Genomic DNA, 15,432 nt, shown 5'->3' with positions numbered 1-15,432 from the left:
TTTGTTACGTTTGCAGCCTTAACGGCGGGAAATCCCTTAAGGTTCCAAGGGTTTTCATTTTTTCGCTCAATGACACCGTGGAACATTTGGAGCGAAACCGCGTTTTCCGGCTGCATCAATGGAGGAACGTCATGCTTTACTACGCACTGGTTTTTCTTGTCGTGGCCCTCGTCGCCGGTCTGCTGGGCTTCGGCGGCATTGCGGGCACGTCCGCCGGCATCGCCAAGATCCTGTTCCTGGTCTTTATCGTCCTGTTCCTGATCTCGCTTGCTGCGCGCTTCTTCCGTCGGGTCTGATCGCCGGATTTGAAACGCCCCGCATCCGGATGACAGATCCGGATGCGGGGCGTTTTACGTAGGAAGAGTGGTCGTGAATTTGGGAAGCGCCGGAGCACGCCTTCACTACGAAAGCGACGCGCTGAAGATCAACGCCGACCTCTCGTCAATGCGAATGGATCCGCCATTGTGCGGTTATCCGCCAAAGCCTGGGCATTCACCACCGGCCTCGCACCGCGCGACAGCTTGGCGAGCTTTTCGGGCTCGATGACCTGGTGAATTTGCGGCCGCCCGACGAGCAACTCCGGATCGACAGGAACACAGTTGCCATAGATAAGCCGGGCAAGTTTCTCAGCTCGCTCGATCTCACCGGGCATCGCGGCGCGACATTCGTCCGTCGATTGATACGAGATAACGGCAACCGGTTCATCGAGACAATTGCTGGTCTCGGGATGGCATGCAACGAGAATCATCAGTGCTGCGAGCGTGTCCATCTGCGTTCTCCTTGAACAGGATTTTAACGCAAAACAAAACCGATGGTTCCGCAAAGTATTACTATAACACGAAATTGATTTACGGCAGTTTGCAGGCCGTCAATCCACCAATTGCAATTAATTCAAATGAATTATATCGTGAATATATTGCAATTTTTCCACAACGGGAGCCGAAAGCACAAACGGATAGAGATCCCGCTGCCCCATGCTTCGGTTGATGCTGTTGACGGCAATGGTCAGCGGAACCCATGCATCTATCAAAACCTGCGCATTGACTGCACGATAACTGTCGAATGTCGTGGTCAGAGCCAGGCCGCCGGCATTGGTTTCCGGGCTGGTTCTCAAACCGAAGGCATCGGCCGTATCGAGCGCATCGACGATGTGGAAGTAATGCGCCCAGGTTTCAGCAAAATCCTCCCAGGGATGACTTGCGGCATAGGCACTGATGAAACTCTGCTCCCAGCCCGCAAGAGGTCCGTTGACGTAGTGCCTTTGCAGGGCTTCGCCATAGTCCTCGCTCTCGTCCCCAAAGAGCGCCCGGAAGTCTTGGATGGCGCCTCGGTCACGGACGAGCTTTTCCCAATAATAATGTCCCACCTCGTGGCGAAAATGGCCGATCAGCGTGCGGAACGGCTCGCCGAGGGAAACCCTGCGCGCCTCGCGTTCGGCGTCTGATGCCTCCGCGACATTGAGCGTGATGAGACCGTTCGCATGCCCGGTCAGTACCGGACCGTCGCCGGTAGAATTGCTGTCGGACAGAAATTCGAAGCCCAGCCCACCCGTGGGGTCGTCAGTGCGGGTAACCAGAGGCAGGCCGAAACGCATTAGCGAATAAAACAGATAGCGCTTCGCAAGTTCGAGCTTCTTCCAGTTCTCCACGTTCTCGGGAATGTCGAGATCGGGGATAACCAGGTTATGCCGGCAGGCGATGCAGAAACCCGATGGATCGTTATCCTCGACAAGCCAGTTGCAGCCTCCCATCGCCGCATTCGCGCAGGGCTGAACCATCACCGCCGGCTCGCGGGGATCCGCCCAACCGCCATCCGGCAATAGCTGAATGGCCACAATGTCAAAATGGCCTGGCCGATAAGCGAGCCCCATGCCACAGGTCACGCAGGCATCATTCTCGAAATGAACGACGTTGGCGCAGTTGCTGCAACTGAATAAGCGCATCGGGGAGGCTCCGTCATATCGCGAAGAAAGAAAAATGCAGATCGCGTCCGAAACCCGCTACGAACGAGCGGCTCACCGTCAATCAATCCATGACTTCGAGCGGGAAACTCAGTTCGTAACGAACCTCGCCGCCCTCCACCGTGTGAGTAGCCGTCCCGTTCACCGACGATGGCACCACCCGCTCCAGCACGGTACTACCGAAACGCGCAGCGCGGGAAGCCTCCAGACTTTCACTGTCCGCCTTGTCGACCGGCTCCTTCCAGAGAATGTGGATCTCCGGCCCGCCCTCTCCCTCAACACGCGAACAACTCACCTCTATTGGCCTGCGGCGGACAACGAAATCGCCATGGCTGACCGCGTTGACGATGAGTTCGTGCAGCGCGAGACCGATATGTAGCGATGCATTCGGCGTAAGAAGGATGTTTTCACCCACGGCACGCACGAGATCGGGATTATCCGGCACATAGCGTTCGACCTGCTGCTTGAGCAGATCGCGGAAATAGGCGCCGCGCCAACTCGAATCGGTGACCAGATCCTGGGATTGCGAAAGCGCGTGCAAACGACCACGGAACTTCCCAAGGAACATTTCGAGGGTGCCTGAATAGCGCGCCGTCTGAGACGCGATACTCTGGATGATCGCCAGCAGGTTCTTGGAGCGGTGGCTAACCTCCCGGAGCAGGGCACGCAGCAGTCGTTCGCGTCTTCGATCCTCCGTCCGGTCGAGGACGATGGTTATCAGATGCAGCTTACGGTTCGACATTTCGATCAGACGGCAGCGGAATTCGAAGAACGTGTCGTCGCCTGCCTCGATCTCCAGTTCGGCACGGTCTCCCGCCTTGCTCAGGCCAGCCTTCAACTCCACTAGGCGAGCGCCGATATCCGGCCCGAAGATCGCCTCGTCACTCGGCTGCATGCCCGCAGGCAGCGACCAGCGTGACGGCAGGGTCGTGATGCAGATGTACTTGCCTTGACAATCCTGCAGCGTAAGGCTGGCGCTCATATCGATAAGGGCGGTTATGAAAAACTCGCGCAGTTGATCATCGCCGCGCTGAGGTTCAAACCATGTCAACCTATGGACCAAGTCTTCACACCGCCGCCCCGGCCATCCACTTCCGGCAGCGTTCCCATGTTCCCGGTCGCAGAGGCAGCCCCTGGAACCGTTGTCTTCTGTCAGGACCTTTTTTCAGGCTTGCTCGGCGACTCGCTCGTTGAAGAACAGCGCTTGGCTGATCAGGGCCTTCACCATGTCCGGATTGAACGGTTTGGTGACGAGAAAAGCCGGCTCCGGACGTTCTCCGGTCAGAAGTCGCTCCGGAAAGGCGGTGATGAAAATCACCGGCACCGAGTCCACCTTCAGGATGTCGTTCACCGCATCGATGCCGGAACTGCCGTCGGCAAGCTGGATATCGGCCAGCACCATCTTCGGGCTGGTCCGATTGTAGAGATCGACTGCCTCGCCATGCGTGCGGGCAATGCCGGTGACGCGGTGCCCGAGATCTTCCACCATCTGCTCGATATCGAGCGCGATCAGCGGTTCGTCTTCGATGATCATTACGTCGGTTGCCACCTGACGCGAAATCTCGACAGATGCCTCATTGAACAACGCGCTGAATTCCTCCTCACCGACACCGAGAATTTCGGCGGCCTCCACAGGAGTGAAACCTTCGACGGTGATCAAAAGGAAAGCATGGCGCGCCCGCGTCGGGACTGCAGCAAGGTTGGCGGCAGCACGTTTTTCCCAGGCAAAGGGCGACACGACCTCCGGGATTTCGACCGAAGTCGAATCGAAAATGGTAACGAAAAGCCTGTAGAGTGCCACACGGTCATCGCCCGACTTAGGGAAGATGGATATATCCTCGATCAGCGCTTCGAGAACGGCCGCCACATAGGCATCGCCGGATGTCTGCGACCCTGTAACGGCGCGGGCATAGCGTCGCAGATAGGGCAGATGGGCAGCAACACGGGCAGTCAGTGACATTCAAGTCCTCCAATCAGGATCATTGTATGATTAAATCTTCGGCTGAGAACGTACCCCGGCAAAAATAGTTCCCCGCCTGAGGAACTTTTTTCATCGGATTTGCTTACCTTATTAATTTCATTTTCGGCGACACGCTCAACGGACTTCAGGATCATGGCAGGCAAGAATTCGGGTAGCAAGGACGGCCGCAGGACCGTCGAAACGAAAAGAAAGAACGACCACGCTCTTATCGCCTCCAAGCTTCGCAGCTACTACGACAGCATTATCGATGAAGGCACCCCATCGCATTTTCTCGATCTCCTCGAGCGGCTGGACGAGGCCGAGCGAAACAGCAAGGACTAGCGCCGCCGTCAGCCCTCCATCACCACGCCATTGATGCTGGCGGCCAGCCGCTATTCCGCGGGTGGCCGTCCAAAGCCCCGGCTTTTAGCCATAACATAGACGAAGGCCGCCACCAGCGCGGTTGATGCAATGGGGCTCTGGCGCACCATCTCCGGCAGTTCCCGCATCAGGCCGCTCGCCAGCGGATCCGCCTGGCTGCGCATCGCTAGCTGACGCGCGATCCGAGCTTGTTCCGTCTGACGGTTCATGACCGCGACCACAGCAAGCGTGACCAATGCCGCGGCGATCGCCGCGGCGGCGACCACGAGCGCGGCGGCCACCGCCCCTGCCTCTGTGGATACCCAGAGAGCCAGCGCCGTCACCAGCGCTCCATAGGCCGTAAGAAGGAAAAGCGCGATCAGCACTCCGCCGATGGCGGAACGCTTTGTCTCGATAATAGTCGAGCGCATATCAACCCGCCCCAGCGCCATGGCCAGAATCTGTGCGATAATACTGTTCATGCTCAACGTCGTGTCAGGAGGGCAGCCACGAAACCGATGCCGGCTGCAATCGCAACCGACTGCAAAGGACGACTGCGAATGTGTGCCTCCAGATCCTGTTCGGCGACGGCCAGACTATTTCGGGCAGTATCGACATACTGAGCCGAGGCTTCCGCAACATCCGCGCCGAGCTGGCTTGCACGGTCTCCCGCTTCCTTGAGCTTGCCGTTTCCGAACGAGGCCAGCGTTTGGGTGAGCGCTGCGATATCGTTTCTAAGTCTTTCAAGCTCAGCCTGCACGTCCTGGACCGTGGCATCGTCACTATTGCCCTTGCCACGACCTTCGGCGGCAAGGCCGTTTGCCTTTTCAGAGCCCGATACTGAAGCCATCTGAAGTCTCCTTTGTTTTTCGTTCCACTCCGTAGAACACTTACGGGTGCGGATCGGTTCCAGAAAGATCTGCTTTTTCCGCGTTGGCAAGAGGCAAATGAAACCTGGCTGGTTCATTCCTTCCTTAATGACCATCCAACTCCTGGTCAGCATTTAAAGAAGGAACCTGTGCCGGCCTGAGGCGTTGACCCCCGGAGATCGCGACCTCTGAAAGTGAACCAAACCCAAGGAGACTGAAGATGAACTGGAATCAGATCGAAGGTAATTGGCAGCAGTTCAAGGGCAAGGCGCAGGCCCAGTGGGGCAAGCTCACCGGCGACGACCTCGATGTCATCAACGGTAACCGGAAGCAGCTCTCGGGCAAGATCCAGGAAGCCTATGGCAAGACCCAGGAAGAAGCCGACCGCGAAATCGACACCTGGCTCGGACGTCACTAAAGCATTTCAGCCAAAGCGGTGATCGCTTCGTCGTCGGACAATGCGGTAGACGCAAAACGTTGACACGACGACAAGTCGTAACCTCACGCGGCCTGATGAACAGGTCACAAGACCTCCCCGCCGATGCGGGGAGGTTTTTTGTTGTCACGACGCCATGATCAACGGCTGGACACCGTCTTTCCATCGACCCACACGGTCGCGATATTCGCCTTCGATGCCGTGAATACGATTTTCTGGAGAACGCCATCGCCGCTGTCGAACTCGTCCCACAGACGCATCGACCCTGCCTTCGCCGTGGTATCGATGACGATCGCGTCGAAGCGATATCCCGGTGAAAACTGCCCGACCGGCAGGTCGAGCGCCTTGGCGCCGCCGGCCGTGGCCACATGGAAGGCATGACGGAAATCGATCCGTGCCGGCTGGCCATTGGCCCTTGTCGCCGCGTCTACAGCCGGGTCCACCCCCGTCTCCAGCATCCGCGATACCGTCACCGCGGCGCGGCAGTTTTCCAGCATGGAAGCGCTCGGCCCGCCAGAAATATCGGTTCCGAGACCGACATGCAGTCCCTTTTCCAGCGCGGCCCTGAGCGGAAAGACCGCACCGGCGAAATAGGCGTTGGACAGCGGGCAATGGGCAACGGCCGCCTCCCGCACCCTGATCTTTTCCATGTCGCTTGCGGTCAGCAGATTGGAATGCGCGAGCATGGTATGCCGTCCAAGCAGGGCGAAACGGTCGAGGCTTTCGGTATCCGTCATGCCATGCCGGGAAAGCACGTAACCATGCTCCCAATCGCTTTCCGAGCAATGGGTCTGCACATGGCAGCCGCATTCCCCGGCAATCGCGCCAAGCCCTTCCAGCGTCGCATCGGTACAGGACGGAATGAAGCGCGGCGTAACGACCGGCTTGACCAGACCCGCCGCGTTATCCGGATGCATGCGCACATAGTCGATCAGCGCCCGCGTGCCCTCCAGCGCCGCATCGACGGATGCATCGCGGTAATAGTCCGGGCAACTCTCGACATTGTCCATCACGACCTTGCCGATCAGCGCGCGCTGGCCCTTTTCGAGGCAAGTGTCGACCAGCGCCCGCGTCGCGTCCTGATGCACGGTTGCGAAATAGAGCGTGGTCGTCGTGCCGTTGGCGATCAGGTCTTCGACCAGCAGCCCATAGGCCCGCTTTGCGAAAGCGAGATCGGCATAGCGGGCTTCCAGCGGAAAGGTATATTTCTGCAGCCAGACCTCGAGCGACACATCGAGCGCGCCGCCGAGCTGCGGATACTGAGGCGCATGCACGTGGCAATCGACAAAGCCCGGCAGAAGATACGACCCCTCCGGCAACCGCTCCAGACGACCCTCGGCAACGGCCCGCGCCTTCACCGCATCGTAATCCGCTTCGCCACGGCGCGTGACCGACAGGATCACCCCTTCGCCATCGACTGCGATCAGCGCATCCTCCAGAACATCGACCTCGCCCGCAACGGGCGCATGAAAGCCGGAAGCCAGAAGAACCTTGCCGCGCATGTCTGCCATGAAAACTCCTTTGACGAGGAAAAGCCGGACCGGAAACCGGACTCGAGCCGCGTCCTACAGGCTGCGGTCGCGCAGGGCCAGAGCCCGCTCCCGGAAGCGTGCCCTGATTTCCGCCTCATCGATGCCCGCCACCTCACGGTTCTCCATCAGGATCCGGCCATCGCAGATCGTCGTCACCACATCGTCGGCACGGGCGGAATAGACCAGTGCGGCGGCAACGTCGTAGACAGGAAGGCAATGGGGCTTGTCGAGATCGAGGATGATGACATCAGCCTTCTGTCCTGGCGTGAGCGTTCCCGTCTCGGGCCGGTTCATCGCCTTCGCCGCCTCGCAGGTCGACATTTCCAGCAATTCCCGTGTCTTCAGGAACTCCACGTCGTGGTTCTTGTCCTTGTGGATCATCCCCGCGAACTTCATTTCCTGGAACATGTCGAGGCTGTTGTGGCTCGCCGGCCCGTCCGTCGCCAGCCCCACGGTAATGCCCGCCTCGCGGACCGAGCGCAGCCGAAGCGTGCCGGAATCGAGCTTGGCGTTGCAGCAGGGGCAATGCGCGATCTTCGTGCCTGTCTCGGCAAGAATGCGGATATCCGCGTCGTCGAGCTGTGTGCAATGCGCCGCCGTTACGTCAGGCTTGAGGAAGCCGAGATCGTTCAGCCACTGCACCGGCCGCGTGCCATATGTCTCCGCCACATAGGCGATCTCTTGCGGCCCTTCCGACAGATGCGTGTGGATGACAAGGCCATAGGCATCGGCCACCTCACGCACCCGGCGAAACATCTCCGGCCCGCAGGAATAAGGCGCATGCGGGGAAAGCGCGACGTGAACCCGGTCGTTGCCGCTGCGGTGATAGGCATCGACCTTGTCGCCGAAGCTGTCGAGCGCCTTCCATGCCCAGTCCTTGACGTCGGCATAGACGCCGCGGTCGGCAAAGCCGTAACCGAGCGTGGCGCGCAATGGCATCTTCTTCAGCGCTTCCGTCTGCGGCGTCACTGCATAGGCGTCGAAATGCTCGTTGAAGCACGTCATGCCCGACTTCACCATTTCGACCAGCCCCATCAGGCTCGCCCAATAGAGCGTCTCAGGATCGAAATTGCGCTTGAGCTTCCACATCGTGCCGAGCCATTCGAACAACTGCACGTCCTCCAGCAGGCCGCGCAGCAGCATGTTGGAGGCGATGTGTGTATGGCAGTTGACGAAGCCCGGCATCACCACCCGGCCCTCAGCGTCAATCACCCGGCGCGCGCCGTTGACATCCACCTCAGTGGCCGAGCCGACAGCAACAATGCTGGCGCCCCGGATCGTCAGGCTGCCCCGCTCGATCGTGGCAGCACCACCCATCGGCAGGATCGTCGCATTGACGATGGCGATATCCGGCCCGGCACTCTCCATTTCACCTGAAATCATTGCGTATCAGGCCGCCATCGCGGACGTGCCGTAGGTCACGCCCTTTTCCTTCAGCCAGCGGCGATAGGCAATCGAACTTGCATCCGCTCGCGTCGGGATTTCCGAACGCGGTTCCATCGGCAGGAGCACCGGGCGCTGGTTTTCCAGAATGATGCGGTCCTGCAGGAAGATCAGCTGCTGGAAGTGGATGAGTTCGGTTGTGGTCGATACGTCGTCGATGAGATACATCACCGGATGTGCACGGCAGCGGTCGGGATCGAGCGGCTGCACGAACAGGCAGATTACGTCCCAGCGATTGGCCGAGTTCGGGCAGGTCTTGTAGAGCAGCGTCGTGAACGGCGTCATCACCCGGTAGATATACTGGGTCATGATGCCGTCCTTGGCGGAAAGTGCCGCCTGCGGCTGGAAGAACTGGCAGTTGGTCGCCCAGACTTCATCGACATCGCGACGGATCTCGACGTTGTAATGTTCAACCTCCGTATGCGGCTCGGAGCCGAGGATATCGGTGTGCACGAAGGGGAAATGCGCCATGTCGAGGAAGTTCTCGACGATCCTGAGGCCGGACGCCTTCACGGAAACGGCGCCGCAGGGCACGTAGCGACGATCTGGCTCATCGGCTTCCGGCACCGGGAAGATGTCCTTCACAGGCTCGCCGATCGTCGTCCAGATGAAGCCGAACCGGCGCTTGATCGGCAGCGCCTCATCACGCCCCTCGGCCTTCACGGTGATTTCGCCGTCCTCGGTGCGGGTGACAGTCAGATCCGTTCCGAGCAAGCGGTTTGCGGATGTCCCGAACGGGATCTCCTTTTCCGTGTCGATGGGATACCACTGGTCGATAGAAGCCTTGTCCGTCGCCTTCATTGTACCCTTCCTTCCTATTGCTGATAGATCCGCTCCATCACAGCTTCATGCTTTTCCAGCAGGCTGTCGATGTCAGCGGAGACGAATTCGCCGTTTTCGATGATGGAACGGCCGTTGATGAACGAGTGATCGACCTTGAACGGTCCGCACATGACGAGCGCCGCCAGAGGGTCGCGCTGCGTACCGGAAAGCCCGAGCTGACGCAATTTGATCGCTATGAAATCGGCGCTCATGCCGGGCGCCAGATAACCGACATCGTCGCGGCCGAGGATCTTCGCCCCGCCGCGCGTTGCCATGGTCAGCGCCTCGCGGGCGGAAAGCGCGGAAGGCGTGCCGCCGAACCCGCCACGTCCACCGGGCGTTTCCGAGAGATATTTGTTCGGCGCCACCCGCTGCAGCATCATGGCGAGCCGCGCTTCCATGAACATGTTGGAGGTGTCGTTGGACGCCGAACCATCGACGCCGAGGCCGACATTCACGCCCTTGTCCAGCATTTCGCGGATCTTCGCGATCCCCTGCCCGCAGCGCATGTTGGCCGAGGGACAATGGGCGACACCGGTGCCGGTCGAGGCGAAGAGATCGATTTCCTCCGATGTCATGAAGATCGAATGGGCGAACCAGACATCGGGCCCGAGCCAGCCGACCGATTCTGCAAAGCCAACCGAACGCATCTTGTAGACGTCGTTGCAATAGACCTCCTCGAACAGGTCTTCAGCCAGATGAGAGTGCAAATGAACGCCCTTGTGGGAGCGGGCAAGTGCTGCCGCATCCTTCATCAGCCCCGGCGTCACCGAGAACGGCGAGCAGGGCGCAAGGATGATGCGGCTCATCGAGTGCCGCGAATTGTCGTGATGGGTCGAGATCAGCCGTTCGGCGTCCTTGAGGATGTCCTCTTCCTTCTCGACGCAATTGTCCGGCGGCAGGCCGCCCTGGCTCTGTCCGCGCGACATCGCGCCCCGCGCCGCATGGAAGCGAAGGCCCATGTCGTTGGCCGCATCGATGGTCGCATCCAGCGTGCAGTTGTTCGGCAGGATGTAGAGATGGTCGGAAGACGTGGTGCAGCCGGAAGCGATCAGTTCCGCCATGGCGACGCGTGCCGAAGTGCCGATGGCATCGTCATCTAGGTTCGACCAGATCGGGTAAAGCGTCTTCAGCCAGACCAGCAGTTCGTCGTCCTGCACCATCACCCGCGTCAGGTTCTGGTACATGTGGTGATGGATGTTCACCATGCCCGGCATGACGATATGGCCGGAAAAGTCGATCACCTCGTCCGCCGTCTCGTCGGCAAGCTCCGCCGTCGTGCCGACCTTCTCGATCACGTTGTCGCGGATGAGGAGCGCGCCGTCCTCGATCTCGCGGGCAGCGTCGTCGAAGGTCGCAAGATGGGCGATGTTCTTGACAAGCTTGGTGCTCACGCGAGCCTCCGGCTTGCGGAAAACACCGTGGCGTTCATCGGGCAGTCTGTCATGCATAGGTCCTTGCGTACATTTCCCGAAGATGGCCCTCGACCGTCGTCGGCTTGTATTTCGGCTCCTCGCCGGGCTTCAGGCAGGTCGGAATGCAGACCACCTTGTAGTCGGGCGCCCCGTCGTAGAAGAACGGGATGGAATAGCGTTCCCGGCCCGAGGTGTTGATCACCCGGTGAAGGGTCGACTTGTAGAGATCGTTGGTCCAGCGGGCCATGGCATCCCCGAGGTTGACGACGAAGGTGCCGGGCACCGGTTCCGCATGGATCCAGACTTCATCGTTCTTGTCGAAGACCTGAAGACCGCCGACATCATCCTGCATCAGCAGCGTGATCGCGCCCCAGTCCGTATGCGCGCCCGCGCCACGTTCGTTCTTCGGAGAATCCGGCGCCTGCGGCGGATAGTGCAGAAGGCGCAGCGTCGAGACCGGCTCGATGTTGTAGCCCTTGAAATAGTCCTCATCCAGATCGAGCGACAAGGCGATGCCGTGCATCAGCCGGTTGCCGAGTTCCTGCATGGCCGCCTGATAGGCAAGCATGGTCGGACGGAAGCCCGGCAGGCCGAGCGGCCAGACATTCGGCCCGCAATTGAACAGGCCGCCCGTCACGTTCGGGTGATCCTCGGCCAGTTCCTGGCCGATGTAATAGCCTTCCTTGCGATCCGGCGGCGCGCCGGCTTCCAGCGTCTGGCCGCCAAGCACCTCATAGCCGCGATTGCACTTGGAACGCCTGGATTTCTCCAGCTCCATCTTCCTCTCGGGCGGCTGGGCGAAAAACCTCCTGGTCTCGTCGAACACCGCGTCGATCAGACCCTGCGGAATGCCGTGACCGGCGCAGTAGAAGAAACCCTTGTCGATACACGCGGCCCTGAGAGCCGCGGCAACGGCTTTGCGTTCCTTCTCGTCGGGCGAGGAAAGGCCACTGATATCGATGACCGGCAGCGAAGCCCTGTCGATATGCTTTGCCGTAACCGTGTCCATGGTTTTCGCTCCGTTTCCAGAATGATCCTTCGCTTCGAGCCCCCGCCTTAGCGAACGCTGCGGTAATAGGGTTCGCCAAGGGCCGCCGGCGCGGCCATCAGCCGGCGCATGCGCTGCCAGGCGATGACCGGCACGATGATGAAGGCGATGGTGCCGAGATAGGGCAGCATCGACAGGAATGCCGGCGCAATCGGCCAGCCCCTCGCCTGCCCGACGAAGCCGAGTGCCGTGATGAAGCCGAACAGCAGACCCGACAGCACCGCCGGGATCGGCCGGTAACCGGCGAAAATCACCAGCGCCACCGCGATCCAGCCTCGGCCCGCGATCACGCCGTCCGACCAGCCCGGCACGAAGGCGAGGGTCAGATAGGCGCCGGCGCCGGCGGCAAGCGCCGAACCGGCTGTCACATAGGCGAAGCGGATCAGGTTGACCGGAATGCCCGCGGCATCGGCCGCCGCCGGATTTTCGCCGACGGCGCGCATGTTCATGCCGTGCCGTGTGTAGAACATCAGGTAGGACAGGCCGATCGGCAGGATCAGGTAGATCAGGTAGACGAGAACGTTCTGGCTGAAGAACGCCTTGCCGAAGATCGGCAGCGACGAGAGAAGCGGGATCTCGATGCCCTCGAACGTCGCCCGTGCCGGCATGCCGGAATAGGCCTTGCCGAAAGTCGAGGCGAGCCCTGTGCCCATCAGCGTCAGCGCCAACCCGCAAAGCACCTGGTTGGCCCGCAGGAAGACGGTTGCCCCCGCAAACACCGCGCCAAACAGCGCGCCCACCGCAAGTGCTGCCAGAAAACCGAGCGTTGGCGACGGCACGGCGGCAACCGTGGCAATTGCCGTGATCGCGCCCATGGCCATCAGCCCCTCGACGCCGAGGTTGACGACGCCGACGCGCTCGGCCAGCACTTCGCCCAGCGCCGCAAGCGCAAGAACGCCGCCCGCAAGGAAGGCCGTGGTGAAAAGACCGGTCAGAAGATCCATGATAGCAGTCCTTTCGCCCGTTACGCCTTGTCCCGCACGAAGCGGTAATGCGCGAGTTCGTCGCCGATCGCCGTCAAGAACAGGATCAGGCCGGTCATTGCCAGCACCGCCGAGGTGGTGAGACCCTGCGTCTGCAGGATGATGCCGGAATTGAGGATGAAGCCCATCAGCACACCGGAGAAGATGACGCCGATGCAGGAGCCGCGCGCCAGCACCGCAACCATGATGCCGAGATAGCCGAAGTTGTTGGAAATGCCGCCCTGCAGGCGATGCACCGTGCCGGCCACTTCCAGCATGCCGGCAAGCCCGGCAACCGCACCCGACATCAGCATCACCGTGATCAGATGCTTCTTCGCCTTGATGCCCGCATATTTGCCGGCCGACGGATTGGAGCCGACGAGACGCACCTCGTATCCCCATTTCGAAAAGGCCAGCAGCAACGAGATCCCGATTGCCAGAAGCACGGCAATGGGCAGGCCCCAATGCACGAGGCCCCAGAATTCCGGCACTTCGGCGGGAATGCGCGGCGTCGACGAATTGGCCATACCGGAACGGTCACGCCAGACATCGGTCGAGACGTAATAGACCAACAGCACGGCGACGAAATTGAGTAGCAACGTGGTGATGAGTTCGTTGACGTTGGCATAGGCCCGCGCCAGCGTCGGAATGAGGATCCACACCGCGCCGCCGAAAAGGCCGGCCGCAAACATCAGGACGAGGCTGACAGGCTCCGATGCGGGAATGAACAAGCCGACGGCGGTCGCCGCAAAGGCGCCGGCATAGAACTGGCCTTCCGCACCGATGTTCCACGCGCCGATCTGCTGGCCGACAGTGACCGCAAGCCCGGTCAGGATCAGCGGGATAACGACGAGGCCGAGGTCTTCCATGCCATAGGTCGAGCCGAAGGACGCGCTGACGACCTGTCCGGCAAGCCCGATCGGATCGTTGCCGGTCGCTGCCAGCACGAGGCCTGCGAAAACGAGAGCAATGGCGATGGCGGCAAACCGTGCGCCGATGGCCATGCCGGGATGCGCCGAAGGCAGGCGCTGGAGGCGAATGTTAGCCATGGGCCGCCTCCTTTCCGCCGCGCGTGCGCCCGCCCATCAGCAGACCGATTTCCTCGATGTCGACATTGTCATTCTCGACGATGCCCATGATCTTCCCTTCATAGAGCACCGCGATACGGTCGGAGAGGTTCAGCAATTCCTCCAGCTCCTCCGAGATCAGCACGATCCCGGCGCCGGCATTCCTGAGTTCAACGATGTAGCGCAGCATGGTGTTGATCGCGCCGACGTCGAGACCGCGGCTCGGATAGGCGGCGACGAGGATCTTGGAGGCAACCCGCATTTCACGACGCGCGACGAGGCGTTGCTGGTTGCCGCCGGAAAGGTTGCGGATCGGCATGCCGAAATCGGGAATGGCGACTTCCGCGACGGATGCGATCTCGCGGGCAAGCGCATTGGCGGCGCCCGGCTTGTAGACCCCACCCGATGTCACCGGCGGCTTGCGGTATTCGCGCATGACCGCGTTGACGGTGATCGAAAGCCCCGGCGCCAAACCGCTGTGCAACCGGTCTTCCGGAATATGGCCGATACCGCGATCAACGAATTCGGCCGCATCCGCCCGCGTGACGGTTTCCCCGTCGATGACGATCCGCCCGGCGGAGATGCCGCGCGTGCCGGTCAGGATCTGCGAAAGCTCGCGCTGGCCGTTGCCGGCCACGCCCGCAACACCGACGATCTCGCCTGCGCGGATATCGAGGTTGATGCCCTCCAGCGCTTCGCTCCCTCCGTCGTTGAGCGCGAAGACATTCTGCAGGCTCATCACCGGCGTTTCGGAAATCGGCGCGGCCCCTTCCGGCCGTCCGCGCATGTCGGCCAGCACGATGTCGCGGCCGACCATCAGGCGGGCAAGCTTTGCTGGCGTACAGTCGGCTGAAAATTCCGTGCCGATCTTTCGACCGCCGCGCAGGATCGAGACGCGGTCGGAAATTTCCAGCACTTCGTCCAGCTTGTGGGAAATGAAGATGACGGCATTGCCGGAGGCCACGAAGTCGCGGAGCGCCTTGAAGAGTTCGCGTGCCTCGGCCGGTGTCAGGACGGCGGTCGGCTCGTCGAGGATCAGCACCTTGGCCTGCCGCGCCAGAACGCGCAGGATTTCAACGCGCTGCTGCTCGCCGGTGGAAAGCTCGGTGATCCGTGCCGATGGACGAACCTGTAGATTGTATTTCTCGGCAAGTGCTGCGGTGCGTGCTTCGAGAACGGCAGCCGACGCACGACGCGGCGTCTCGCTCCAGCCAAGGTGAATGTTTTCCGCAACGGTGAAGGCATTAACCAGCTTGAAGTGCTGGTGCACCATGCCGATACCGGCGGCAATCGCCTGCAATGGCGAAGAGAACTGCTGCGCGTAGCCATCGATGATGATCTCGCCGGCATCCGGCTGGTAGATCCCCGTGAGGATGTTCATCAGCGTCGATTTACCGGCGCCGTTTTCGCCCAGCAGCGCATGGATCTCGCCGGGCATGACTTCGATGTCGACATCCTGGTTGGCGATCACGCCGGGGAAATATTTGGCGATCCCCTTCAGTTGCACCAGCGGAGCCGTGCCAGGCGGCACCACGTATCTTTGGGTTGATTCTGACAT

General features: G+C 60.8%; 17 protein-coding genes. 3 read left to right on the top strand and 14 right to left on the bottom strand.

Going from position 1 to position 15,432, the window contains the following annotated elements:
- Positions 1 to 131 precede the first annotated feature (131 nt).
- Positions 132 to 296: a DUF1328 domain-containing protein gene (locus H4I99_RS07480; RefSeq protein ID WP_163901162.1), complete on the top strand. Its 165-nt coding sequence runs from the start codon at positions 132 to 134 to the stop codon at positions 294 to 296.
- Between the two features lie 128 nt (positions 297 to 424).
- Here H4I99_RS07480 and H4I99_RS07475 read toward each other — a convergent pair whose 3' ends face one another.
- The 4 genes from H4I99_RS07475 to H4I99_RS07460 all read right to left on the bottom strand — a co-directional run bounded on the left by H4I99_RS07475 (position 425) and on the right by H4I99_RS07460 (position 3,920).
- A complete protein-coding gene (locus tag H4I99_RS07475; RefSeq protein ID WP_163901164.1) occupies positions 425 to 769 on the bottom strand; it encodes a hypothetical protein in 345 nt (114 codons plus the stop codon).
- 117 nt (positions 770 to 886) lie between these two features.
- Positions 887 to 1,942, bottom strand: coding sequence for a zinc-binding metallopeptidase family protein (locus tag H4I99_RS07470; RefSeq protein WP_163901166.1), 1,056 nt, complete (start codon positions 1,940 to 1,942; stop codon positions 887 to 889).
- Between the two features lie 82 nt (positions 1,943 to 2,024).
- Positions 2,025 to 2,942, bottom strand: coding sequence for a sensor histidine kinase (locus H4I99_RS07465; RefSeq protein ID WP_244624973.1), 918 nt, complete (start codon positions 2,940 to 2,942; stop codon positions 2,025 to 2,027).
- A 183-nt stretch (positions 2,943 to 3,125) separates the two neighbouring features.
- A complete protein-coding gene (locus H4I99_RS07460) occupies positions 3,126 to 3,920 on the bottom strand; it encodes a response regulator (RefSeq protein WP_163901170.1) in 795 nt (264 codons plus the stop codon).
- A 153-nt stretch (positions 3,921 to 4,073) separates the two neighbouring features.
- Between H4I99_RS07460 and H4I99_RS07455 the strand changes: the two genes are divergently transcribed.
- Positions 4,074 to 4,262 carry a NepR family anti-sigma factor gene (locus H4I99_RS07455; protein WP_163901172.1) on the top strand — a complete coding sequence of 63 codons (189 nt, stop codon included), beginning with the start codon at positions 4,074 to 4,076 and terminating at the stop codon, positions 4,260 to 4,262.
- A 50-nt stretch (positions 4,263 to 4,312) separates the two neighbouring features.
- Here the strand turns inward: H4I99_RS07455 and H4I99_RS07450 are convergent, their stop codons facing one another.
- Positions 4,313 to 4,762 carry a hypothetical protein gene (locus tag H4I99_RS07450; protein ID WP_163901173.1) on the bottom strand — a complete coding sequence of 150 codons (450 nt, stop codon included), beginning with the start codon at positions 4,760 to 4,762 and terminating at the stop codon, positions 4,313 to 4,315.
- A 2-nt stretch (positions 4,763 to 4,764) separates the two neighbouring features.
- Positions 4,765 to 5,130, bottom strand: coding sequence for an ElaB/YgaM/YqjD family protein (locus H4I99_RS07445; protein WP_163901175.1), 366 nt, complete (start codon positions 5,128 to 5,130; stop codon positions 4,765 to 4,767).
- A gap of 239 nt (positions 5,131 to 5,369) precedes the next feature.
- On the opposite strand from H4I99_RS07445, the gene H4I99_RS07440 reads away from it, so the two are divergent.
- Entirely contained in the window at positions 5,370 to 5,567 is a 198-nt protein-coding gene (locus H4I99_RS07440; protein WP_099058990.1) for a CsbD family protein, read from the top strand.
- Positions 5,568 to 5,725: 158 nt separating this feature from the next.
- Here the strand turns inward: H4I99_RS07440 and guaD are convergent, their stop codons facing one another.
- From guaD to H4I99_RS07400, 8 genes are read right to left on the bottom strand one after another with little or no spacing between them, the layout of a single operon-like run.
- The gene (gene guaD, locus H4I99_RS07435) at positions 5,726 to 7,096 is read right to left on the bottom strand and encodes a guanine deaminase (protein WP_206110886.1); all 1,371 of its coding nucleotides are present in this window, start codon (positions 7,094 to 7,096) and stop codon (positions 5,726 to 5,728) included.
- A 54-nt stretch (positions 7,097 to 7,150) separates the two neighbouring features.
- Positions 7,151 to 8,500: an amidohydrolase family protein gene (locus H4I99_RS07430; RefSeq protein WP_244624972.1), complete on the bottom strand. Its 1,350-nt coding sequence runs from the start codon at positions 8,498 to 8,500 to the stop codon at positions 7,151 to 7,153.
- Positions 8,501 to 8,506: 6 nt separating this feature from the next.
- Positions 8,507 to 9,361 carry an aromatic ring-hydroxylating oxygenase subunit alpha gene (locus H4I99_RS07425; protein ID WP_163901177.1) on the bottom strand — a complete coding sequence of 285 codons (855 nt, stop codon included), beginning with the start codon at positions 9,359 to 9,361 and terminating at the stop codon, positions 8,507 to 8,509.
- 14 nt (positions 9,362 to 9,375) lie between these two features.
- A complete protein-coding gene (locus H4I99_RS07420; RefSeq protein WP_163901179.1) occupies positions 9,376 to 10,776 on the bottom strand; it encodes an 8-oxoguanine deaminase in 1,401 nt (466 codons plus the stop codon).
- A gap of 49 nt (positions 10,777 to 10,825) precedes the next feature.
- Complete coding sequence (locus H4I99_RS07415; RefSeq protein ID WP_163901181.1) at positions 10,826 to 11,806, bottom strand: isopenicillin N synthase family dioxygenase; 981 nt, start codon at positions 11,804 to 11,806, stop codon at positions 10,826 to 10,828.
- Positions 11,807 to 11,853: 47 nt separating this feature from the next.
- On the bottom strand, positions 11,854 to 12,789 hold the full coding sequence (locus tag H4I99_RS07410; RefSeq protein WP_163901183.1) for an ABC transporter permease: 936 nt from the start codon (positions 12,787 to 12,789) through the stop codon (positions 11,854 to 11,856).
- A 20-nt stretch (positions 12,790 to 12,809) separates the two neighbouring features.
- Complete coding sequence (locus H4I99_RS07405; protein WP_163901185.1) at positions 12,810 to 13,856, bottom strand: ABC transporter permease; 1,047 nt, start codon at positions 13,854 to 13,856, stop codon at positions 12,810 to 12,812.
- A complete protein-coding gene (locus tag H4I99_RS07400) occupies positions 13,849 to 15,432 on the bottom strand; it encodes an ABC transporter ATP-binding protein (protein WP_163901187.1) in 1,584 nt (527 codons plus the stop codon). Before H4I99_RS07400 ends, H4I99_RS07405 begins: the two co-directional genes overlap by 8 nt.

Origin of the sequence: Paenirhizobium daejeonense (assembly GCF_014280875.1) — a bacterium.
Lineage (GTDB): Bacteria > Pseudomonadota > Alphaproteobacteria > Rhizobiales > Rhizobiaceae > Allorhizobium > Allorhizobium daejeonense.
Note: the sequence above shows the minus strand (reverse complement) of the source record. Positions and strands in the feature narration are given on the sequence as shown.